This window comes from Saccharopolyspora erythraea (genome assembly GCF_018141105.1).
GTDB lineage: Bacteria > Actinomycetota > Actinomycetes > Mycobacteriales > Pseudonocardiaceae > Saccharopolyspora_D > Saccharopolyspora_D erythraea_A.
This window is the reverse complement of the sequence record NZ_CP054839.1, coordinates 5,509,819-5,530,453: the sequence shown is the minus strand read 5'-3', so window position 1 is coordinate 5,530,453 and position 20,635 is coordinate 5,509,819. Positions and strand designations below refer to the sequence as shown.

Below are 20,635 nucleotides of genomic sequence, written 5' to 3'. Positions count from 1 at the left end.
CCTCAGCGCCGGCTCATCGGACGCCCGGTGACCGGGCAGCGGGGGATCGGTCCGGCCGGCGGTGTCTCGCGGACGCGGTCGCAGGCGCGGTCGGGGCAGCCGAACAGCTCCTCGTCGGCCTGTCCCGGGCCCGTACCCGGCAGTGCCGAGCCCAGTGCCCGGGCGGCCTCCGCCCGGCTGGTGCCCAGCAGCTCCGCCAGCAGGCCGAGGATGGGGCGCCGCGCCCTGGCCTCGACCGCGATCCTGTCCACCAGGCGGAGCCGGTCGCCGGGGTGGCGCGCGCATTCCTCCCGCAGGCCGGGGAGTTCGTCGCAGAAGGTCGTCAGCGCATCGCGCTCGGCAGGATCCACTTCTCCGCACTCCTCGGTCGGTTTTCGGCCGCACCGCGCGACATCGCGTGGAATGATCGGCTGTGTCCGCAGCGTAGCGAACCCAGGCACGCACCGGGGGTGGCCGAACGTGTTCAGGGGCTTGAGGCGGCGCCCGGCGGCGCCGGTTCCGCAGGACCCGTTCGAGGTTCTGGTGCGCCGGGTTTCCGCTCGGGTGACCAGGTTCCAGCGCTGGCGGATCAGCAGAGCCGTCCTCGGCGAGCGGGCGTTGCGGGAGGCCGACCAGTTGTGGGAGGCCGCGCAGCCGGACGGCGCGGAGCTTCCCGACACCGGGCAGCCCAATACCGGGCAGCCCGGTCCTGAGGCGCTCGGGCGGCTCGCCCACGCCTGCCACGTCTTGGGATGGCTGCACTTCTCGCGCTTCGAGGCGTTGTCGGACGGCACGCGGATCTCCGAACTCGCCCGTTGCGTGGACTTCCTCGCCGGGCTCGCAGGCACCCCGGCCCCGATTCCGCGGCCCCTGCACAAGATCCTCGGCCCCGGCGCCGATCCCGACGCCCAGACCGGTCTCGCCCGCGACCTGCTGCGTGCCGCGCAGGGCACGTCCGACCCGTCGCTGCTCGACGCCGGGATCCTGCTGCTGACCGCGGCCGCGACGGCCACTCCGCCGGAGCATCCCGAGCTGGACCGGCGCATGGACGACCTCGGGCTCGCCTGCCACCAGCGCTACCGGCGCGACCGCGCCCCGGAGGACCTGGAGCTGGCCATCGAGTTCGGCGAGCGGGCAGTGGCCGCCACCGCCGACGACCACCCGGAGAAGGCGCGGCAGCTGTCCAACCTCGGCGCCGCCTACCGGGACCGGCATGGCGCCACCGACCATCCCGCGGACCTGGACCGGGCGGTCGAGCTCGGCGAGCAGTGCCTCGCGCTCACCGCCGGCGACGACCCGGACCGCTACGCCTTCGTCCGCAACCTGGGCGGCACCTACCGCGACCGCTACGAGAGCGCCGAGGACCTCGCCGACGTCGAGCGGGCGATCGAGCTCGGAGAGGAGGCATTGGCGATCACCCCGCACGACGAGCTCGCCGCCTCGTTGTACAACACCGGCGGCTCCTACCTGCGCAGGTTCGAAAGGACCGGGTCGCGGGCCGACATCGACCGCGTGATCGAGCTGGGTGAGCGAGCGCTGAGCGCAGAACCGGCCGACGACCGGGCCCGCGCCCTCGCGCTGCTCGACATCGCTCACCGAGAGCGGTTCGAGCACACCGGAGAGATCGCCGATCTGGAGCGGTCGATCGAGTACGCCGAGCGGGTGCTGGGACTGACACCCGAAGGCCACCGCGACCACGCCATCGCCCTGGACCACCTGGGGCTGGCCTACCGGAAGCGCTTCGAGAGCACCGGCACGCTCGACGATCTCGGCGATGCCATCGCGCACGGCGAGCGAGCGGTGGGGATCACCCCCGACGGCGACCCCCGGAAAGCAGGTCGGCAGGCGAACCTCAGCATCGCCTACCAGCGGCGCCACGGACGGCTGGGGGACCCGGCCGACCTGGAACGGGCGTTCGAGCTGGCCGGGAGCGCGGCGGCGGCGAAGGCCGACGGCCACCCCCTCCGCGTCGAGGCGCTGTCGCACCTCGCCGTCGCCTACCGGACCCGGTACCAGCGCACCGGGGTGCTGGCCGATCTGGAGCGGGCGATCGAACTCGGCGAGAGGGCGGTCGCGGGCTCCCCGCAGGACCACGTCGGGGTGCTCATCACGCTGGGCCAGCTCAGCGTCGCCCACCGAGAACTGTTCGAGCGCAGGGGAGAGCTGTCCGACCTGGAACGCGCGATCGAGACCGGTGAGCGGGCGGCGGCGATCCCCGAGGACGATCCGAGGCTCGCCGTGCCGCTGGCCAACCTCGGCCCCGCCTACCAGTTGCGGTTCGGGCGAACGGGATCACCGGCCGACCTCGAACGGGCCATCGAGGTCGGTGAAAGAGCGGTGCGACTGACCCCCGGGGACCACGCGGGTTCGGCCACGTGCCTGGCCAACCTCGGCCTCGGGTACGGGCTGCGGTTCGGGCTGACCGGTGCGCGGGACGACCTGGAGTGCGCGATCGAGCTCGGCGAGCGTGCGTTGGCGGCGACCTCCGGCGACGACCCCAGCGCGGCGGGGCGGGTGTCCAACCTGGGCCGGGCCTACCGCTCCCGGTTCACCGCCGACGCGGAGACCATCGATCCCGAGGCGCTGCGGGCTCTCGCCGACCGCGCCGTCAACGCCGCTGTGGCGTCGCCGGGCGACCAGGTCGAGGCCCGGTACGTGGTGGGTTCGCTCGCGACCGAGATGGGCGAGCACGAACTCGCCGCCGACCTGCTGGACGGGGCGGTACGCCTGCTGCCGTCGGTCCCGCCCCGGGAATCCGGTTGGGCCGACCAGGAATACCGGATCGGCCGGTACGCCGGGCTCGTCGGTCAGGCCGTGGCCGCCCACTGCGCTCTCGGCGATGTCACCGGCGCGGTGCGGATCGCCGAACTGGGCAGAGGCGTGCTGCTCGCGGCGCAGATGGACTCCCGCACCGATCTCACCGAGCTCGAACAGTCGCATCCCGAGCTCGCAGCGCGGTTCGGGCGGTTGCGCGACCGGCTCACCACACCTCACGGCTCTGCCGGCGACGCCGACCGGATCGAGGACCGCAGGAAGTCGTGGGAGCAGCACGACGCCCTGGTCGCGCGCATCCGCGACATGCCCGGGCACGAGCGGTTCCTGCTTCCGCCCCGGCTGTCCGACCTGCGGCCTGCGACGGCCGGTGGTGCGGTGCTCCTGGTCAACGCGGGCCGGCAGCGCGGAGACGCCGTCATCGTCACCGCCATCGGCGACCCGGTTCTGGTGCCCCTGCCGCAGCTCGCCTTCTCCGACGTCAACACGTGCGCGAACGCGCTCCTGGACGCAACGCACGACACCCGCAGGCTGACGGCTGCCCTGAAGAAGAGGCGGGTCCTCCCGGAAATCCTGGCCTGGCTGTGGGACACCGTCGTCGCTCCGACGCTGGACGCCTTACCGCAGGCATTCCCGCACGCGGACTCCGGACCGCGCGTGTGGTGGATGCCCACCGGCCTGCTCGGGCTGTTCCCGCTGCACGCCGCGGGGCATCCGGGCAGGCCGGGCGCTCTCGACGCCGTCGTCTCCAGCTACACGCCGACGCTGCGGGCACTGGCGCGCACCCGCACCCGCCCGCCCGCGACCAGACGGCACCAGCTCACCGTCGCGCTCGAGCACACCCCCGGCCTGCCAGACCTGCCCGGAACCGCCGTCGAAGCGGCCCATCTGCACGCCGCGCACGACGGCATCGCGCCGCTGACCGACCGCCACGCCACCAAGGACCGGGTGCTGGCAGCCATGAGCGAGGCCACCTGGGCGCATTTCGCCTGCCACGCCACCGCGGACCTGGCCGAGCCCTCGCGCGGCGGGCTCCGGCTGCACGACGACACCCTGACCCTGCCGGAGATCAGCAGGCTGCGGCTCGACCAGGCCGAACTCGCCTACCTGTCCGCCTGCTCGACCGCCCACCACGGAGCCCGGCACGCCGACGAGTCGCTGCACCTGGCCTCGGCCTTCCAACTGGCCGGTTTCCGCCACGTCATCGCCAGCCTGTGGCCGCTCGACGACCGCGTCGCCGCGGTGGCGGCCCACGACCTCTACCGCAGGCTGCCTGGCCGTAGCACCGCCGACGACGCCGCGACCGCACTGCACCACGTCACCCGCGGACTCCGCGAGGCCCATCCCGACCGGCCCGACCTGTGGGCGCCGCTGATCCACAGCGGCCCGTGACCGGCCGGATGCCGGTGATTGTCGGTGTCCTGCGCCAGTCTGTACTCGACCACGGGACATCGACTGAGGGGAAGCCATGCGCACCGAGGTTTTGCACGACGGGATCACTCACAGCGGCAAGGTGTCGTTGTGGGACGGGCGGGCGTTGTCGCTGTGCGGCAAGAAGTTCGGTCCGGGCACGTTCAGGGAGCCGTTCTTCTTCGGCGGCGTGACGTGCGGCGACTGCAAGACGGCGAAGAAGTCCGGGCAGAAGGCATGAATGCGGGCAGCGGGTGGCGGGTGCCCGCGGTCCGGTGACCGCGGGCCCGGCCGCTCGCCCCGCTTCGCCGCGTGACCGGCTGCGAGTTGTCGCGGCCTGTGACCGCCGTCAGATGTCGGTGATGCGCAGACCGGCGTGGGCCTTGTAGCGGCGGTTGATCGCGATCAGGTTCGCCGTCAACGCCTCGACCTGGTGGGCGTTGCGCAACCGTCCACCGTAGACACCGCGCACGCCGGGAATCATCCCCGCCAGCTCCCGGACCACGTCGGTGGCTTCCCGGTCGTCGCCGAGGACAAGCACGTCCAGGTCGACCTCGGCGACATCCAGGTCGGCCAGGGTCACCGCGGAGACGTGGTGGAACGCCGCGGTGACCCGCGAGTCCGGCAGCAAGCGCTCGGCCTGCTGCGCCGCGCTGCCCTCAGGCACTTCCAGGGCGTAGGGGCCCTGCTTGTCGAACCCGAGCGGGTTCACGCAGTCGATCACGATCTTGCCCGCCAGCTCACCGCGCAACGCGGTCAGCGTCTCGGCATGGCCGTCCCAGGGCAGCGCCAGCAGCACGATGTCGGACACCGCCGCCGCACCAGGGTTGTCCTGGCCGGTCACGTCACCACCCGCGACTCCGGCGATCTCGGCCGCCGCCTGCTGGGCGCGCTCGGAGCTGCGCGAGCCGATCACGACCTTCAGGCCAGCCCTGGCCCACCGGATCGCCAGCCCCTTGCCCTGCGCCCCGGTACCACCGAGCACGCCGATGGTCATCTCCCGAACACCGGTCATGCCCGGCTCCTTTCCTTGATGGCTGGGGGTTTCGTTGTGCGCCCGGGGCGCGCGGCGGGAGCGACCGGCTCCCCGCCGCGCTGCGCCGGGGCGTCACACGGTGATGTTGAGCCGGCTGATCGGTCCGACGAGCTCGTCCTCCTCGTAGTCCAGGTGCGAGCTCAGCACCTGGTCGAGGGTCTCCACGATCTCCTGCACGTCGGCGATGGTGCCTTCGCCGTTGATCAGTGCCATCAGCGTCGTGTCCAGCGCGGTGCAGACCTCGGCGATGACCTCGTGCTCCCAGTCGAGCCGCTTGACGACCGGCTCGACGGACTGGTCGGCCATCGCGATCTCCGGGAACAGCGCCCTGTCCTCGATGGTGTGGTGCAGGGTGAGGATGCGGCAGTACGAGCCGCAGAAGCTTCCCAGGTTCCGGTAGTTGCGCTGCATGGTCAGGTTGCTGATCGCCGAGCGCGCGGTGGCCGCGTCGCTGGTGCCGTCGGCGACCCGGGCGACCGCCTCGCGCAGCTGCTTCATCTCCTGGCGCAGGTGGTCGTGGATGAGCACCAGGCGGCTGCCGCTGCCACCGATCTGCCGCGCGGGCGGAGACCCCTGCGGCTTGGGGAGGTGGGGGCGCTCGGCGGTCCGCAGCGGGTCGTCGCCCCAGGGGCCCTTCCGGGTCCGGGCCTGCGCGGCGCTGCTGGACTCCGAGTTGTCGTTGTTGGGCATGGTGGTTCGGATTCCTCCCGTGTCCTTTCGTTGCCTGCTCACGAGTTCCGGCTGCCGCGGACCGCAGGCACGATCGCCCGCGCCCACCGGTCGAGCTGGATAGGGGTGGCTTCGGCGGGGCAGAAGACGAAGGTGTCGTAGCCGACGTCCTCGGCGAGGCTGCGGATGAGTTCCGCCCACTGCCCGGCGTCGGCCTGGATCGGCGCGGAACCCCGCAACCCGGCGTGCGTGGTGGCCTGGCCGGTGCGCGCCTCGGTGATGGTGCCGACCAGGTGGGCGACGCGCACGACATCGGACGGTTCGCGACCGGCGTCGCGGGCAGCGGCGTCGATGGCCGCCATCGCGGCGGGCCAGTGCTCGTAGGGCAGGTACGGCGCGATGGGCGCGGCCCACCCGTCGGCGAGGCGTCCGGTCAGCTCCAGCATGCGGGGGCCGACCGATCCGAGCCAGATGCCGACCTGGTGCGCCGGCGCGGGCCCGGCCTGGATGCCGGCGAGCCGGTAGTGCTCGCCGTCGGCGCGGACCGCGTGGCCGGCGTTCCACATCGCGCGGATGACGGCGATGCCCTCCTCCAGCGCGCGCAACGCCTGGCCGGGTGTGCGGACCGGTCCGCCCATCGCGCCGACGGCCGGCTGGCTGGCGCCGGCCCCGAGTCCGAGCTCGAAGCGCCCGTCGCTCAGCAGGTCCAGCGAGGCGGCCTGCTTGGCCAGCAGCGCGGGGGTCCGCAGCGGCAGGTTCGCCACGTCCGGGAAGACGCGCAGTTGCCGGGTGGCGGCCAGCAGGTGGCCGATCAGGCTCAGGGTGTCGACGAAGTCGGCGACGTAGGGGTGGTCCTGCACCCCGAACAGATCGAGCCCGGCCTCGTCGGCCGATCTGGCGAGGCCGACCACCGTGTCGAGTTCGGCGGCCACCGGTGCCACTGCCACGCCGAAACGCAGATCGGCCATCGTCGAACCTCTCCTCCGGATGCGGGTGAAACCGCGCGGCTCCGTGGTCGGATGCCCGCGCCATGGCAACTGCCCACCACTATAAGCGGAGGTGTCTCCGATTCCAAGGGTTTTGCGGAGAGTTCTCCGATTGGACGCGTCCGGCCTGGAAAGCGGCACGGCCGAGACTCCCCGTCCCGGCCGTGCTCGATCCGCGCCCGTGCGGACGCCGTCTCAGCGAAGCGGCGTTCCCCGGGTCTCGGGCATCGACAGCAGGGTCGCGGCCGACACGACCAGCAGCAGGGACACGTAGCCGGTGAACCACGGTCCGGAGAAGGTTTCCAGCCATGCCTGCAGGTACGGGGCCGTGCCGCCGAACAGCGCGACCGCCGAGGAGTAGGGCACGGCGACGCCGACGGTGCGGATGCGGGTGGGGAAGAGCTCGGCGAACATCGCGGGCATGATGGCCGCGCTGGCCGCCATCAGCACCATCGCCAGCGACATCGCGACGAACAGCCGCCAAGGGCTGTTGTCGAGCAGGGCGTTGAGCGGGAAGCCCGCGACCGCCAGCCCGATGATGCTGATCAGCGCCACCGGCTTGCGTCCGATCCGGTCCGACAGCGCGCCCCACAGCGGTAGTACGGCGATGAACACCACCTGTGCGGCCACCCCGGCCCACAGCGCACCGCTGGGAGGGACGCCGCGGGAGCTGATGGCGAACTGCGTCGCGGCGGTTCCCCAGGCGTAGAAGGCGACGGTGAGGCCGATGGTCATGCCGATCACCTGCAGCGCCTGCCTGCGGGACCGCAGGATCGCGCGCCCCATCGGCTCCCGGTCCGCGGCGGAGGTCTGCGTGGCCTGCCGCCGGAAGGCCGCGCTCTCCTCCATCCGGCGCCGCATGACCAGGGCGTAGAGCCCGACCACGCCGCCGAGCAGGAACGGGATCCGCCAGCCCCAGGCGCTCATCTGCTGGTCGGTCAGCACTGTGGTCAGCACGGCGCCGAGCGCGGTTCCCATGATCAGGCCGATGGTGCCGGAGAAGTAGATGAGGCTCGACCACAGCCCGCGATGCCGGTCCGGCGCGACCTCGGAGATGTAGGTCTGGGCCGACGGCAGCTCACCGCCGTGCGCCACGCCCTGCACCAGGCGCGCGAACAGCAGGACCACCGACGCGCCCGCTCCGATCGCGGCGTAGGCGGGCGAGACGCCGATCAGGATGGTGCCGCCCGCCGCGCCCGCGACCGACAGCGTCATCGCGTTGCGGCGGCCCCACCGGTCGGAGATGAGGCCGAACAGCCAGCCGCCGAAGGGCCTGGCGAGGAATCCGACCGCGAAAACCGCCAGTGCGGACAGCAGTGCCGAGAGCTGGTCGGAGTTGTCGAAGAACTGGGTGGCGATGTAGGGGACGAAGATCGCGTAGATTCCCCAGTCGTACCACTCCAGGGCATTGCCCACTCCGGTTCCCAGGAGTGTCTTCACCCTGCCTGGCGGGGCCGTGGCGGGGGCGGTTGTGCAATTCGTCGTGTCGGTCATGTCGGCTCCGGGAGTTCTGGCCGGTCGGGCGGGGCAGCGGTGCTGGCGCGAGCCGCTCAACTCCGGTTTTGCACCACTTCGACCAGTGCCCGCGCGGCGAGTTGGTAGCCGAACCCGCCCAGTCCCGCGATCAGACCGCTGGCCAGTGGCGCGATAACCGACTCGTGCCGGAAACTCTCGCGGGCCCACACGTTGGACAGGTGCACCTCGATCCACGGACGCGGATAGTTGGCCAGCGCGTCGCGCAGCGACCACCCGGCAATCATCAGCGCGCCCGGATTGACGATCGCGCCCACGGTGTCGTAGGAGTCCTGGATCGCCCGGATCAGCTCGCCTTCGCAGTCGCGCTGCACCGACCGGACCTCCCACCCCTGCTCGGCGACTTCGCGGGCGACCGCGCCGGCGATGTCGTCCAGCGTCTGCGTGCCGTAGACATCGGGCTCGCGGCGTCCGAGAATCCCCAGGTTCGGGCCGTTGAGCAAGAGCAATTCAGGCATGGTGCGCCCCCAGGTGTGCGATGGAGATTGCCGGGTGTGCTCCGGGCGGGATCGAGGCAGTTATACCGCACAGCGTGTTCGGTCGGGAACCCGAAGATTTTTTCAATTCATTGTGGAAGTGTCGCGGCGGTACACCTGACAAATAGTGGTGGCCTCGGGCGATAAAGGTGGCAGAACAGAGCCGGACGAGGTAGTTAACTTTTCGTGACGGCGGCAGGGCGCAAATGCGTGCCGCCAAACGGGCGAAAGTTACCAGGATCACGTTGACGCAGAATCGGCGATGCGTGAACTCTCGAGCGGGTGCGTCCAGTTTTGTGCTGGGGATGAGTCGTGCGCTGCGCCGCGTGCGCAAATCGCGCGCACCTCCTCCGGCATGGCCGCTACCGGAGAAACCGGAGCTCGTACAGGGGGAACGGGTGATTCTTGCCGAGCGCGAGGAGCAGAATCGTGTGGTCGGTTCGTTGCAACGGGAAAGCGCAGGCTCGGCGGGGCGGGTCGCTCTCGTGGACGGGCCGATGGCCTGCGGCAAGAGCGAGTTCCTGCGCAACGTCGTCGAACGGGCGCAGCGTGCGGGCTTCCTCGCGCTGACCGCGCACTGCTCGCGGACCGAGCGGACGCTGCCCGGGGGTGTGCTCAGCCAGCTGGTGCGCGGCATCGACAACCGCTACACCAGGTTGCTGGACGCCGGGCTGCTCGACTCGGCCATCGCACTGGTCGAACACGACGAGATCGCCTCCGAGCTGCTGCGCGTGTTCCGCGAGCTGTGCTCGGCCGTGCTCGACCGCGCGCGGGACACGCCGTTGCTGCTGGCCGTCGACGACGCCCACCACATGGACCAGGGATCGGCGACCTGGTTGCTGCAACTGCTGCGCCGCTCGCAGTCGTCCAGGGTGCTCGTGGTGCTCACCGCCGACACCCGGCTGCCCGCCGTGCCCTGGCCGTTGCACTCCGAACTGGTGCGGCAGCCGCACTTCCGGCGGATCGAGCTCGCGCCGCTGTCGGCGGCGGGTGTCGGCGAGGTGGTCTCGCAGCGGGCCGGCGACCTCGCCGCGCAACGGCTGACCGCCGATTTCACCGCCGCCAGCGGCGGAAACCCGCTGCTGCTGCACGCGCTGATCGACGACCACCTGGCGGGCCGGACCGCGCAGCATCACGACCTGGCGCTGCTGAGCTGCCTGCAACGGGGCGGGCCGTTCATGTCCGAGGTCGCGCGTGCGGTCGCCGTGCTGGGCCAGGACGCCACGACCGGGACGGTCGCCGCGCTGACGGAGTCCGACGCGGACCGCGTCGGCCACGTGCTTCAGGCGCTGACCGCGGCAGGTCTGCTGCGGGACGGTGCGTTCCGCAGCCCGCAGGCGGTCGCGGCCGTGCTGGCCACCGCGCAGAACCGGGCGCTGATGCACCACCGCGCCGCACGGCTGCTGCACGAAGGCGGATCGCCGGTGTCCGCGGTGGCCCGCCACCTCGTCCAGGCCGAAGGTGCCTCCGAGAGCTGGGCGCGCAACGTGCTGCGCGAAGCGGCGGAAGTCGCGCTGCTGGAGGGGGAACCGCGCCTCGCCATCGAGTGCCTGGAACTCGCGCACGGATCGTGCGGGCAGGAGAGTGAGCGGGCCGCGATCCGCGCGCGGTTGGCCGAGGCCGAGTGGCGCACGAGTCCCGGCTCGGTGCTGCCGCACCTCGGCCCGCTGGCCGCGGCGGCCGACGCGGGCAGGCTGGACGGCTCGGACCGGGCCGCGCTGGTCCGGCGGCTGCTCTGGCACGGTCGCGTCGACGAGGCGCGGCAGGTGTTGGACAACCTGCGCCGGGCGCGACGGCAGAAGCCGGACGATCCGGCCGTCGAGTCGCGCGACGTCGAACTCTGGCTGGGCTACGCGCATCCGCCGCTGGCCGCCGGTGCGCAGCGCTCGGCCCGCTGGTCGCGGCCCGGCGGCTTCGCGACGTCGTCGGGCGACCCGTGGCTGCACACGACCGCGAACCTGGCCGATGTCCTGGTGCGCGGCCAGAGCGCGAAGGCGGTCGAGCAGGCCGAGCGGGCGCTGCGCGACGTGTACCGCACCCGCGGCACGATGTGGTGTGAGGAAGCCACGATGCTCGCGCTGGTGGTGCTCGTGCAGGGGGGCAGGATCGCGCTGGCCTGCGACTGGTGCCGGAAGCTGGCCGCGGCGACCTCGAGCCACCAGACCCCGGCCCTGCGGGCGATCATCGCCTCGGTCCGCTCCGAGCTCCTGCTGCGCGGCGGGGAGTTCAGGGCTTCGATCGAGCAGGCCGGCGTGGCGCTGCGGCACCTGACGCCGCAGGCGTGGGGCGTGGCCGTCGGGCTGCCGTTGAGCGCGCTCGTGCTGGCCCACACCCGGCTGGGCGAGCACGACGAGGCGGCACGCCACCTGGTCCACCAGGTCGACGACGCGATGTTCCACAGCCGCTACGGCCTGCACTACCTGTATGCGCGCGGCCACCACCACCTCGCCACCGCACACCCCTACGCGGCGCTGGCCGATTTCACCGCCTGCCGCGACCTGACCAACGACTGGGGGCTGTCCCGGGCGGGTCTGGTGCCGTGGCGCACCGGCGCGGCCGAGGCGTGGTTGCAGCTCGGCAACACCGACGAGGCGCGGCGGCTGGCCTACGACGAGCTCGCCCAGCCGGGTCCGGAACAGGCCCGCAGCAGGGGAGCCGCGTTGCGCCTGCTGGCCGCGACCAACGCGCCGCGAAGGCGGCCGCAGCTGCTCAACGAGGCGCTGGAGCTGCTGGAGAAGTGCGGTGACCGCTACGAGCAGGCGCGCGTGCTGACCGACCTGAGCGAGGCCCACCACGAGCTCAACGACAACCGGCGGGCCCGGCCGATCTTCCGCCGCGCGTGGCACCTGGCCGGGCTGTGCGGCGCGGCTTCATTGCAGGAGCGGCTGCTGGCGGTCAGCGGGGACGCCACGCGCGGGCACTTGGTCGCGGGCGAGGGCAGGATCTCGTCGCTGACCGACTCCGAACGCAGGGTGGCCTCGCTGGCCGTCATGGGATACACGAACCGCGAGATCGCCGAGAAGCTCTTCGTCACCGCGAGCACCGTCGAACAGCATCTCACCCGCGTTTTCCGGAAGCTGCAGGTGAAACGCCGCGCCGAGCTCCCGGTCGAGCTATGGTCGGCCACCGCGCGCTCGGCGTGAGCGCTCCGCGCGCCGACCCGCGGCGGCTACGGGGTGGCGGTCGTCGCCTCGTCGAGGTGGAAGAACGCGCGGTACAGGTCGAGTTGCTCGTCCAGCATGTGGTTCCCGTGGTGGATCTGGTGTCCGAGCCCGGCGGCGGTGCGCAACAACCGGGTCTCGCGCGGTTTCATGATGATGTCGGCCACCGCGCAGTCCGGTGCGAGCGCCGACGGTTCGAAGGGCAGCGGGTCCTCGGGGCGCAGCCCGAGCGGGGTGGCGTTGACCGCGAGGTGGACGCCGTCGAGCCGCGGCGCCGCCTCGCACCCCACCCGGCCGGGCCAGAGCCGGTCCAGCCGGGCGTGGACGTGGTCGAGCCGCGCGCGGTCCAGGTCGCAGATCGTGAGGTGCTCGACCCCGGCGTCGAGCAGTGCCGCCGCGATCGCCGCGCCCGCCCCGCCCGCGCCGACCAGGGCGACCCGCTTCCCGGTCACCTCGTGGCCCCTGCCGCGCAGGCCCCGGACGAATCCGGCGCCGTCGAAGTTGTCGGCGAACCACCCACCGCCGGGCTCGCGCCGGAGTGCGTTGGCACAACCGGAGATCCGGGCGGCGTGGCTCAGCTCGTCGGCGAACCGGCAGATCTCGATCTTGTGCGGCACGGTGACGAGCAGGCCATCGAGGTTGCCGACGCGGCACAGTCCGCGGACGATCTCGGCCAGGTGCGGCCGGGTGGCGTGCACGGGGAACAGGACGGCGTCCCGGCCCAGCCGCTCGAACAGCGGGTTGAGCAGCTCCGGTGCCCGCACCTGGTCCACGGGGTCGCCGAGAACGGCGAACAGCCGGGTCGTGCCGCTGATGCCGGGCATCTCAGGACATCCTCGGCATCGCGTCGATGGTCTCGGCGACGACCGGCACCGGCACGTCCTCCACCAGCTCCGCCCCGTTCGGGCCGTCGAGCACGAAGGTGAGCCCGTCGCCCTCGGTTCGCTTCTTGTCCAGCCGCATCAGCTCGATCAGCTCGCCGGTACCGACCTCTTCCGGCAGCCGGGTCGGCAGGTCGTAGCCTGAGACGACCTCAAGGTGCTCGTCGACCCGTCGCGCGTCGATCCTGCCCAGCGCGCCCGCCAGCCGCCCGGCGAACACCGTGCCGATCGCGACGCCTTCCCCGTGCCGCATCCGGAAGTCGGTGGCCCGCTCCAGCGCGTGGCCGAGGGTGTGGCCGTAGTTGAGCACGTGGCGCATACCGCTGTCGCGTTCGTCGGCGGCCACGACCGAGGACTTCAACGCGATGCTCGACGCGATCTGTTCGACCAGCGGCAGTCCGCGCAGGTCGCCCGCGCCGATGAAGTGGCAGCGCGCGATCTCGCCGTAGCCGTTGGTCCATTCCCGCGGGGGCAGCGTCTGGAGGTGCTCGACGTCGCAGAGCACGGCCCTGGGCTGCCAGTACGCGCCCACGAGGTTCTTGCCCTGCGGCAGGTTCACGGCGGTCTTGCCGCCGACGCTGGCGTCGACCTGGGCCAGCAGCGAGGTGGGCAGATGCACCACGGGCACGCCCCGGTGGTAGAGCGCGGCGGCCAGCCCCACGGCGTCGGTGGTGGTGCCGCCGCCGCAGGAGACGACCGCGTCCGAGCGGGTCAGCCCGAAGTCGGCGAACCTGCGGCACATCTCCTCGACCCAGGACAGCGTCTTGTCCCGCTCACCGTCGCGGGCCTGGATGACCAGCGTCTCCACCCCGGTCTCCGGCGTCCACTCCGGTGGTCGGGCGGTGACGAGCGCGACCCGGCGCGCACCGATCCCGGCGATGACCTCGCAAAGCTCGTGCCGGACGCCCGCGCCGACGTGCACCTGGTAGGAGCGCTCGCCCAGCGCGACCTCGATCCTGCGGGACTGCGCGGTCGTCATGCCGATTCCTCTCGTCTGGCCAGCAACAGGGCACCGTGCAGGGAAGAAAGCCCGCCGAGGGCGGCCGCTTCGACCGGCGGCGCCGGCGAGCCCGGCCGCGCGAGCAGCCGCGTGCGTTCGGCGACGGCGGGCACGAAATCCGGTAGGGCGGCGGCGAATCCGCCGCCGATGAGCACCAGGTCCGGGTGGACCAGCTCGCACAGGCCGGTCACGGCCGTCGCGAGCGCCGCGGCTCCGGTGTCCAGCGCGCTCCGGGCCCACGGTTGCCCGTCCGCCCAAGCCGCGCGCAGCTCGTCGAAGGTGACCGGGCAACCCCTGAGTTCGCCCGCTCGGCGAAGGACGGCCGGGCCCGAAGCCGCGGCCTGGACGCAGCCGAGCCGCCCGCAGTCGCACTTGTCCCCTGAGGGGTCGACGACCAGGTGGCCGATCTCGCAGGAACCGCGGGCAGGGCCCGGAACCGACTCGCCGTTGACCACGACTCCGCCGCCGATGCCGGTTCCGACACCGATGTAGACCACGTCGCGGCAGCCCGCCCGGTCGGCCTCGGCGAGCGCGGCGAGATCACCGTCGTCGGCGCACCGCACCGCCGAACCGGGGAACAGCGCGCGCAGCCGGGAAACCAGGTCCGCGCCTTCCCACACCGGCCGCCCCGGCCAGGTCAGCACGCGCCCCGCCGCATCCAGTGTCGCGGGCACCGCCACGCCGACGGCGTCGAACGGTTCCGGCCATCGGTGGCGCAACGTCGCGACGTGCGACTCCAACGCCGCGAGGTCGGCGCGGACCTCCGCCGGAACGGGCCAGCGGAAGGAGGTTTCGTGCGGTTCGGCGTCCTCGCCTTCGGCGCGCATGGCCACTTTGGTGCCGCCGATGTCGATTCCCAGGTAGTTGATGACGACTCCAGTGTCCTAGGTGGAGACGAGTTGCCGGCACGGTCCACCCCGACCGTTGACCGGGGATTCGGGCGGAATATGTCCTCCGGTTCGCGGGAATTGCTTGCCGGGGTAGGTCCGCCGCTTGTCGAGCCAGACGGTAGCAGCGTGCTTGGCGACGTGAAAGACGCAGGTAGAGCAACCGGGATCTGGGGAACCGTAGGGGGTCGCTAGGGGGTGGTGCCGCATTCCCGCCCTGGTTAGGTTCGGCCCGCGATCTTTTCGTGGAAAACGTTGTGACCCGCGCAAATCCAGGCATGCAAAGGAAACGGGATATGAACGCTTCTCGACGCACTGCTCCGGTATTCCCGGAATGGCCTCAGTACGGCGACGAGGAACGAACCGGTCTGATCCGCGCGCTGGAACAGGGCCAGTGGTGGCGCATGGGCGGCAGCGAGGTCGACTCGTTCGAGCGGGAGTTCGCCGCCTACCACGGGGCGGAGCACGCGCTCGCGGTCACCAACGGCACGCACGCGCTGGAGCTCGGCCTGCAGGTGCTCGGCGTCGGCCCGGGTGACGAGGTGATCGTGCCGGCGTTCACCTTCATCTCGTCGTCGCAGGCCGCGCAGCGTCTCGGCGCGGTGGCGGTCCCGGTCGACGTCGACCTGGAGACCTACTGCATCGACGTCGCCGCCACGGAAGCGGCGATCACCCCGCGTACCCGCGCCATCATGCCCGTGCACATGGCCGGTCACTTCAGCGACATGGATGGCCTCGGCAAGCTCTCCGCCGACCACGGAGTCCCGCTGCTGCAGGACGCCGCGCACGCGCACGGGTCGCGGTGGCGCGGCAGCAGGGTGGGCGAGACCGGCTCCATCTCCGCCTTCAGCTTCCAGAACGGCAAGCTGATGACCGCAGGCGAGGGCGGGCTGGTGCTCTTCCCCGACCAGGCCTCCCGCGACGCGGCGTTCCTGCGGCACAGCTGCGGGCGCCCGCCGACCGACCGCAAGTACTTCCACCAGACCTCGGGCTCGAACTTCCGGATGAACGAGTTCTCCGCCAGCGTCCTGCGCGGACAGCTCAGCCGCCTGGACGAGCAGATCGACACCCGCGAGCAGCGGGCGCCGGTGCTGCGGCGGCTGCTCGCCGAGATCCCCGGCGTGGTCCCGCAGGGGCGCGACGAGCGAGCCGACCGGGTCCCGCACTACATGGCGATGTTCCGCGTGCCCGGCCTCGGTGAGCAGGGCCGCAACGAGCTGGTAGACGAGCTGGTGGCCAGGGGCCTGCCCGCCTTCGTCGTCTTCCGCACGGTTTACCGGACCGACGGGTTCTGGGAGACCGGTGCTCCGGAGGAGGGCGTGGAGGCGCTCGCCGAGCGCTGCCCGAACTCCGAGGCCATCGCCTCGGAGGGGATCTGGCTGCACCACCGCACCCTGCTCGGCACCGAGCAGCAGATGCACGACGTCGCCGAGATCATCGCCGACGTGCTGGGGGCGAAGTGAGCGGGCCGGTCCGCGTCGCCCTGGTCGGGTTCGGCTGGGCGGGGCAGTCGATCTGGCTGCCCCGGTTGACCGCGCACCCCGCGTACCGGGTCGTCACGGTCGTCGACCCCGACCCGCGGTCGCGGGAGGTGGCTGCCGAGCGCGAGGGCCTCGCGGTCCTGGACGACCTCGACCGCCTCGAAAAGTCCGATGTGGACATCGCCGTGGTGACCGTGCCGAACCACCTGCACAGCCCGGTCGCCTGCCGGCTGCTGGAGCGCGGCATCCCGGTGTTCCTGGAGAAGCCGGTGTGCCTGGACGTGGCCGAGGCGGACCGGTTGGCCATCGCAGAGCGCGAGGGCGGCGCGGTGCTGCTGGCCGGCAGCGCCGCGAACTACCGCGCCGACGTCAGGGCGCTGCACGAGCTCGCGGCCGAGCTGCGCCCCGTCCGGCACGTGGACCTGTCCTGGGTCCGCGCGCGCGGCGTGCCCGGCGCGGGCGGCTGGTTCACCAACCGCGAGCTGGCGGGCGGTGGCGCGCTGGTCGACCTCGGGTGGCACCTGCTCGACATCGCCGGGCCGTTGGTGGGCCCCGCGGTCTTCGAGCAGGTGGTCGCGACGACGTCGGCCGACTTCGTCAACAACCCGTCCCTGCGGGCGGCCTGGCGCGAGGAGGAGCGCGGCGACCAGCCGGCGGGCGACGTCGAGGACACGGTCCGGGCGTTCGTCGTCACCGACAGCGGTGTCTCGGTGTCGCTGCGCGCGAGCTGGGCGTCGCACGAGGCCCGCGACACCACCCGGATCACCGTCGAAGGCGCCGCCGGGGCCGTGTCGTTGAGCTGCACGTTCGGGTTCAGCACCAACCGGTTGCCGGACTCGGTGCTGACCCGCACCCACAACGGTGTCACCGCGCCGGTGCCGGTCGCCGGCGAGCAGATCGGCGCCGAGTACACCCGGCAGCTCGACGAGCTGCCCGCGCTGCTGGCCGATCCGGCGAGCAGGGGCGTGGCGATCGCGCAGGCGCGCGCGACGATCGAGGTGATCGAGCGGGCCTACGCCTCGGCACGGCAGGCCAGGCCCTCGGCCGATCTTCTGGAGGTCCGCGGTGCCTGACGAGTTCGACACGGTCGTGTTCGACCTCGACGGAGTGGTCGTGGACAGCTTCGGCGTCATGCGCGAGGCGTTCCGGATCGCCTACGCCGAGGTCGTCGGCGACGAACCCGCGCCGTTCGAGGAGTACACCCGCCACCTCGGTCGCTACTTCCCGGACATCATGCGGATCATGGGGCTGCCGCTGGAGATGGAGGAGCCCTTCGTCCGCGAGAGCTACCGGCTGGCCGACCAGGTCACCGTGTTCGACGGTGTCGAGGAGCTGCTGGCGGAGCTGAACCGGCGGGGGATCCGGCTCGCGGTGGCCACCGGCAAGGCCGGGTCCCGCGCGCGGTCGCTGCTGGACCGGCTGGGCATCCTCGGCCATTTCGACCACGTGATCGGGTCCGACGAGGTTGCCAGGCCCAAGCCCGCCCCGGACATCGTGCTGCGCGCGCTGGAGCTGCTCGGCGAACCGGCCGAGCGGGCGATGATGATCGGTGACGCGGTCACGGACCTGGCGAGCGCTCGCGGAGCCGGCGTCGCCGCGGTGGCGGCGCTGTGGGCCGACATCGACGAGGCGGTGCTGCTGGCCGCCGGGCCGGACGTCGCGCTGCGGGCACCGCACGAGCTCCTCGCGCTGTGCCCGCCGGTGCGGGCCTCGGAGCCGGCGCTGCAGCGCAGCGGTTCCGGCTCCGAAAGGGCCGGCCCGAGGTAGTGCGGTACCGCCGTCGGCCGCGGCCACCCCACCGGTGGCGGCGGCCGACGACGCGTTCCGGCGGGGTGCGACCACGACGTGGAAAGCACCTCGCCGCTTCCCGAGCGCAAGTAGACTTCCCGGCACAGGACCAGAATCGGCGCGGCCGCGGCGCGCCGGCCACGCAGGAGGAGAGCGCATGCCCTCACCCACGGCGGATCCCGCCTACGCGAGCCCCGTCGACCTGGAGACCTACGGGCACTACGGGCCGGGACGGCTGGACACCTCCTCCGGGTGGCAACGTCCGCTGTACGCCTTCCAGGACCGGGTGACCGCCGACGGGTCGAGCGGTTACCGGGCCGAGCCCGGCCGCTACCACCTCTACATCGCGTGGGTGTGCCCGTGGGCGCAGCGCACCGCGATCGTGCGCGCTCTCAAGGGACTGCGGGACGTCGTCTCGCTGTCCTACGTCGACGACGACCGCGACGGACGCGGCTGGGCCTTCCGAGGGCGGCGCGGCCCGGACCCGGTGAACGGCTTCACGTTGCTGCAACAGGCGTACGACGCCACCGAGCCGGGATTTCCCGGCCACCTCTCGGTGCCGGTGCTGTGGGACCGCAGCACGGGCCGCATCGTCAGCAACAACTTTCCCGACATCACGATCGACCTCGGCACCGAGTTCGACGAGTGGGCGGACCCCGGCGTGCGGCTCTACCCGCCGGAGCACCGCGCCGAGATCGACGAGATCAACCAGTACGTCTACGACAACGTCAACAACGCCCCGTACAAGGCCGCTGCCGCGACGACCCAGGAGGAGTACGACCAGTGGCGCGAGCGGATGTCCGGCGCGCTGCGGCGGCTGGACGAGCGGCTGGCGGGCCGGCGCTACCTCGTCGGTGACTCGATCTCCGAAGCCGACGTGCGGCTGTGGCCGACGCTGGTCCGGTTCGACCGCCTGTACAACCCGATGAGCGGGATGAGCGAGCGGTCGCTGCCGGACTTCGCGAACCTGTGGGCCTACGCCCGCGACCTGTACCAGCGGCCCGGTTTCCGCGACAGCACCGACTTCGACACCTTCGACGTCGGCAGGCCGGCGTTCGTCAACGCCGGCATCGACCGGCTCGAGGTGGCACCCGTGCACGCCGACTGGGAGCAGCCGCACGGCCGGGAGCGCCTGTCGGAGTCGTGAGAGGCGGCTTTCCAGCTCACCTCCTCCCGCATCACCCGAACGCAAGAAAGCCGTGACCACGCGACAGCGTGCTCACGGCGTTCCTCGCGCCTGTGCTCAGGTGGAGAGGCGGTAGAGCTCGGCGACCTTGAAGGCCAGGTCCAGGGACTGCCTGCGGTTCAGCCTGGGGTCGCAGACGGTCTCGTAGCGGTGGTGCAGGTCGGCTTCCAGCAGCCCGTGGCCGCCGCCCACGCACTCGGTCACCTCGTCGCCGGTGAACTCGATGTGGATGCCGCCGGGATGGGTCCGCAGCGCCCGGTGCACCTCGAAGAACCCGGTCACCTCGTCGAAGATGTCGTCCACCCGCCGGGTCTTGTACCCGCTCGGCGACCGGAACGTGTTGCCGTGCATGGGATCGCAGACCCACGTGACCGGTGCGCCGCTGGCGGTGACCTTCTCCACCAGCAGGGGCAGGGCGTCGCGGATGCGGTCCGCGCCCATCCTGGTGACGAAGGTGAGCCTGCCGGGTTCGGCCGACGGGTTCAGGCGCTCGATGATGGCCAGCGCGTCGTCCGGCGTGGTCGACGGCCCCAGCTTCACGCCCAGGGGGTTGCGGATCCGCGAGGCCCACTCCAGGTGGGCGTGGTCGAGCTGGCGGGTGCGCTCACCGATCCACACCATGTGCGCCGACACCGCGTAGGGCCACGACGTCCGCGGGTCGACCCTGGTCAGCGCGCTCTCGTAGTCCAGCAGCAGTGCTTCGTGGCTGGACCAGAACTCGACGGTGTGCACCTCGGCGGGCTCGGCCTTGCAGGCGCGCATGAACGCCAGCGCCCGGTCGATCTCGGAGGCCAGGTGCTCGTAGTCCTTGCCCGCCGGACTGGTGGCCACGAAGTCCTGGTTCCAGGCGTGGACCTGGCGCAGGTCGGCGTACCCGCCGTTGGCGAAGGCCCGGCACAGGTTGAGGATGGTCGCGCTGGAGTGGTAGGCGCGGATCAGCCGTCGCGGGTCGGGCCTGCGGCTCTCGGCGGTGAACTCGAAGCCGTTGACCGCGTCGCCCCGGTAGGCGGGCAGCGTCACCCCGTCGCTGGTCTCGTCGGAGCTGGAACGGGGTTTGGCGAACTGCCCGGCCATCCGGCCGATCTTGACGACCGGGACCTGCGCGGCGTAGGTCAGCACCACCGCCATCTGCAGCAGCGTCTTGAGCTTGTTCTGCACGGCGGACGCGGTCGCCCCGGCGAAGGTCTCCGCGCAGTCGCCGCCCTGCAGCACGAAGGACTCGCCGCGCTGGGCGGCGGCGAGCCGGTCCTTGAGCTGGTCGCATTCGCCGGCGAACACCAGCGGGGGCAGCTGGGAGAGCTCGTCGAGGACTTCGGAGAGCTCGGCGGAGTCGTGCCATTCCGGTTGCTGCGCGGCGGGAAGGCCGCGCCAGGCATCGAGGTTGCGCACG

17 protein-coding genes are annotated in these 20,635 nt (G+C 72.1%); 7 read left to right on the top strand and 10 right to left on the bottom strand.

The genetic code is table 11. The features are described from left to right. Positions 1 to 2: 2 nt before the first annotated feature. Entirely contained in the window at positions 3 to 350 is a 348-nt protein-coding gene (locus tag HUO13_RS24705) for a hypothetical protein (protein WP_211897450.1), read from the bottom strand. Between the two features lie 109 nt (positions 351 to 459). Between HUO13_RS24705 and HUO13_RS24700 the strand changes: the two genes are divergently transcribed. Together HUO13_RS24700 and HUO13_RS24695 are read left to right on the top strand one after the other, a co-directional pair. Continuing rightward, entirely contained in the window at positions 460 to 4,143 is a 3,684-nt protein-coding gene (locus tag HUO13_RS24700) for a CHAT domain-containing protein (RefSeq protein ID WP_249124016.1), read from the top strand. 76 nt (positions 4,144 to 4,219) lie between these two features. Then, positions 4,220 to 4,402 carry a hypothetical protein gene (locus HUO13_RS24695; protein WP_211897449.1) on the top strand — a complete coding sequence of 61 codons (183 nt, stop codon included), beginning with the start codon at positions 4,220 to 4,222 and terminating at the stop codon, positions 4,400 to 4,402. A 108-nt stretch (positions 4,403 to 4,510) separates the two neighbouring features. Here the strand turns inward: HUO13_RS24695 and npdG are convergent, their stop codons facing one another. From npdG to HUO13_RS24670, 5 genes are all read right to left on the bottom strand, one after another. After that, on the bottom strand, positions 4,511 to 5,176 hold the full coding sequence (gene npdG, locus HUO13_RS24690) for an NADPH-dependent F420 reductase (RefSeq protein WP_211897448.1): 666 nt from the start codon (positions 5,174 to 5,176) through the stop codon (positions 4,511 to 4,513). A gap of 93 nt (positions 5,177 to 5,269) precedes the next feature. Further along, positions 5,270 to 5,887, bottom strand: coding sequence for a hemerythrin domain-containing protein (locus tag HUO13_RS24685; RefSeq protein WP_211897447.1), 618 nt, complete (start codon positions 5,885 to 5,887; stop codon positions 5,270 to 5,272). Positions 5,888 to 5,925: 38 nt separating this feature from the next. Then, entirely contained in the window at positions 5,926 to 6,834 is a 909-nt protein-coding gene (locus tag HUO13_RS24680) for an LLM class flavin-dependent oxidoreductase (protein ID WP_211897446.1), read from the bottom strand. Positions 6,835 to 7,047: 213 nt separating this feature from the next. Continuing rightward, the gene (locus HUO13_RS24675; protein WP_211897445.1) at positions 7,048 to 8,268 is read right to left on the bottom strand and encodes an MFS transporter; all 1,221 of its coding nucleotides are present in this window, start codon (positions 8,266 to 8,268) and stop codon (positions 7,048 to 7,050) included. Positions 8,269 to 8,402: 134 nt separating this feature from the next. Beyond that, the gene (locus tag HUO13_RS24670) at positions 8,403 to 8,843 is read right to left on the bottom strand and encodes a type II 3-dehydroquinate dehydratase (protein ID WP_211897444.1); all 441 of its coding nucleotides are present in this window, start codon (positions 8,841 to 8,843) and stop codon (positions 8,403 to 8,405) included. 224 nt (positions 8,844 to 9,067) lie between these two features. Here HUO13_RS24670 and HUO13_RS24665 point away from each other — a divergent pair, with 224 nt between their 5' ends. Further along, a complete protein-coding gene (locus HUO13_RS24665) occupies positions 9,068 to 12,004 on the top strand; it encodes a helix-turn-helix transcriptional regulator (RefSeq protein ID WP_349253335.1) in 2,937 nt (978 codons plus the stop codon). A 26-nt stretch (positions 12,005 to 12,030) separates the two neighbouring features. Here HUO13_RS24665 and HUO13_RS24660 read toward each other — a convergent pair whose 3' ends face one another. The 3 genes from HUO13_RS24660 to HUO13_RS24650 are packed head-to-tail and all read right to left on the bottom strand — an operon-like array spanning position 12,031 to position 14,757. Then, complete coding sequence (locus tag HUO13_RS24660; RefSeq protein WP_211897443.1) at positions 12,031 to 12,846, bottom strand: shikimate dehydrogenase family protein; 816 nt, start codon at positions 12,844 to 12,846, stop codon at positions 12,031 to 12,033. Between the two features lies 1 nt (position 12,847). Beyond that, positions 12,848 to 13,882: a 3-dehydroquinate synthase family protein gene (locus HUO13_RS24655; protein WP_211897442.1), complete on the bottom strand. Its 1,035-nt coding sequence runs from the start codon at positions 13,880 to 13,882 to the stop codon at positions 12,848 to 12,850. Next, on the bottom strand, positions 13,879 to 14,757 hold the full coding sequence (locus HUO13_RS24650) for an ROK family protein (RefSeq protein WP_282976925.1): 879 nt from the start codon (positions 14,755 to 14,757) through the stop codon (positions 13,879 to 13,881). Before HUO13_RS24650 ends, HUO13_RS24655 begins: the two co-directional genes overlap by 4 nt. Before the next feature lie 329 nt (positions 14,758 to 15,086). Between HUO13_RS24650 and HUO13_RS24645 the strand changes: the two genes are divergently transcribed. The 4 genes from HUO13_RS24645 to HUO13_RS24630 all read left to right on the top strand — a co-directional run bounded on the left by HUO13_RS24645 (position 15,087) and on the right by HUO13_RS24630 (position 19,206). Next, a complete protein-coding gene (locus HUO13_RS24645; protein ID WP_211897440.1) occupies positions 15,087 to 16,253 on the top strand; it encodes a DegT/DnrJ/EryC1/StrS family aminotransferase in 1,167 nt (388 codons plus the stop codon). Continuing rightward, on the top strand, positions 16,250 to 17,344 hold the full coding sequence (locus HUO13_RS24640) for a Gfo/Idh/MocA family protein (RefSeq protein WP_211897439.1): 1,095 nt from the start codon (positions 16,250 to 16,252) through the stop codon (positions 17,342 to 17,344). The genes HUO13_RS24645 and HUO13_RS24640 overlap by 4 nt, the downstream gene beginning before the upstream one ends. Beyond that, positions 17,337 to 18,038, top strand: a complete 702-nt coding sequence (locus tag HUO13_RS24635; RefSeq protein ID WP_211897438.1) for an HAD-IA family hydrolase — start codon at positions 17,337 to 17,339, stop codon at positions 18,036 to 18,038. The genes HUO13_RS24640 and HUO13_RS24635 overlap by 8 nt, the downstream gene beginning before the upstream one ends. Before the next feature lie 178 nt (positions 18,039 to 18,216). Then, a complete protein-coding gene (locus tag HUO13_RS24630) occupies positions 18,217 to 19,206 on the top strand; it encodes a glutathione S-transferase C-terminal domain-containing protein (protein ID WP_211897437.1) in 990 nt (329 codons plus the stop codon). Between the two features lie 96 nt (positions 19,207 to 19,302). On the opposite strand, the gene HUO13_RS24625 is transcribed toward HUO13_RS24630, so the two are convergent. Further along, the gene (locus HUO13_RS24625; protein ID WP_211897436.1) at positions 19,303 to 20,634 is read right to left on the bottom strand and encodes a class II 3-deoxy-7-phosphoheptulonate synthase; all 1,332 of its coding nucleotides are present in this window, start codon (positions 20,632 to 20,634) and stop codon (positions 19,303 to 19,305) included. Position 20,635 lies beyond the last annotated feature (1 nt).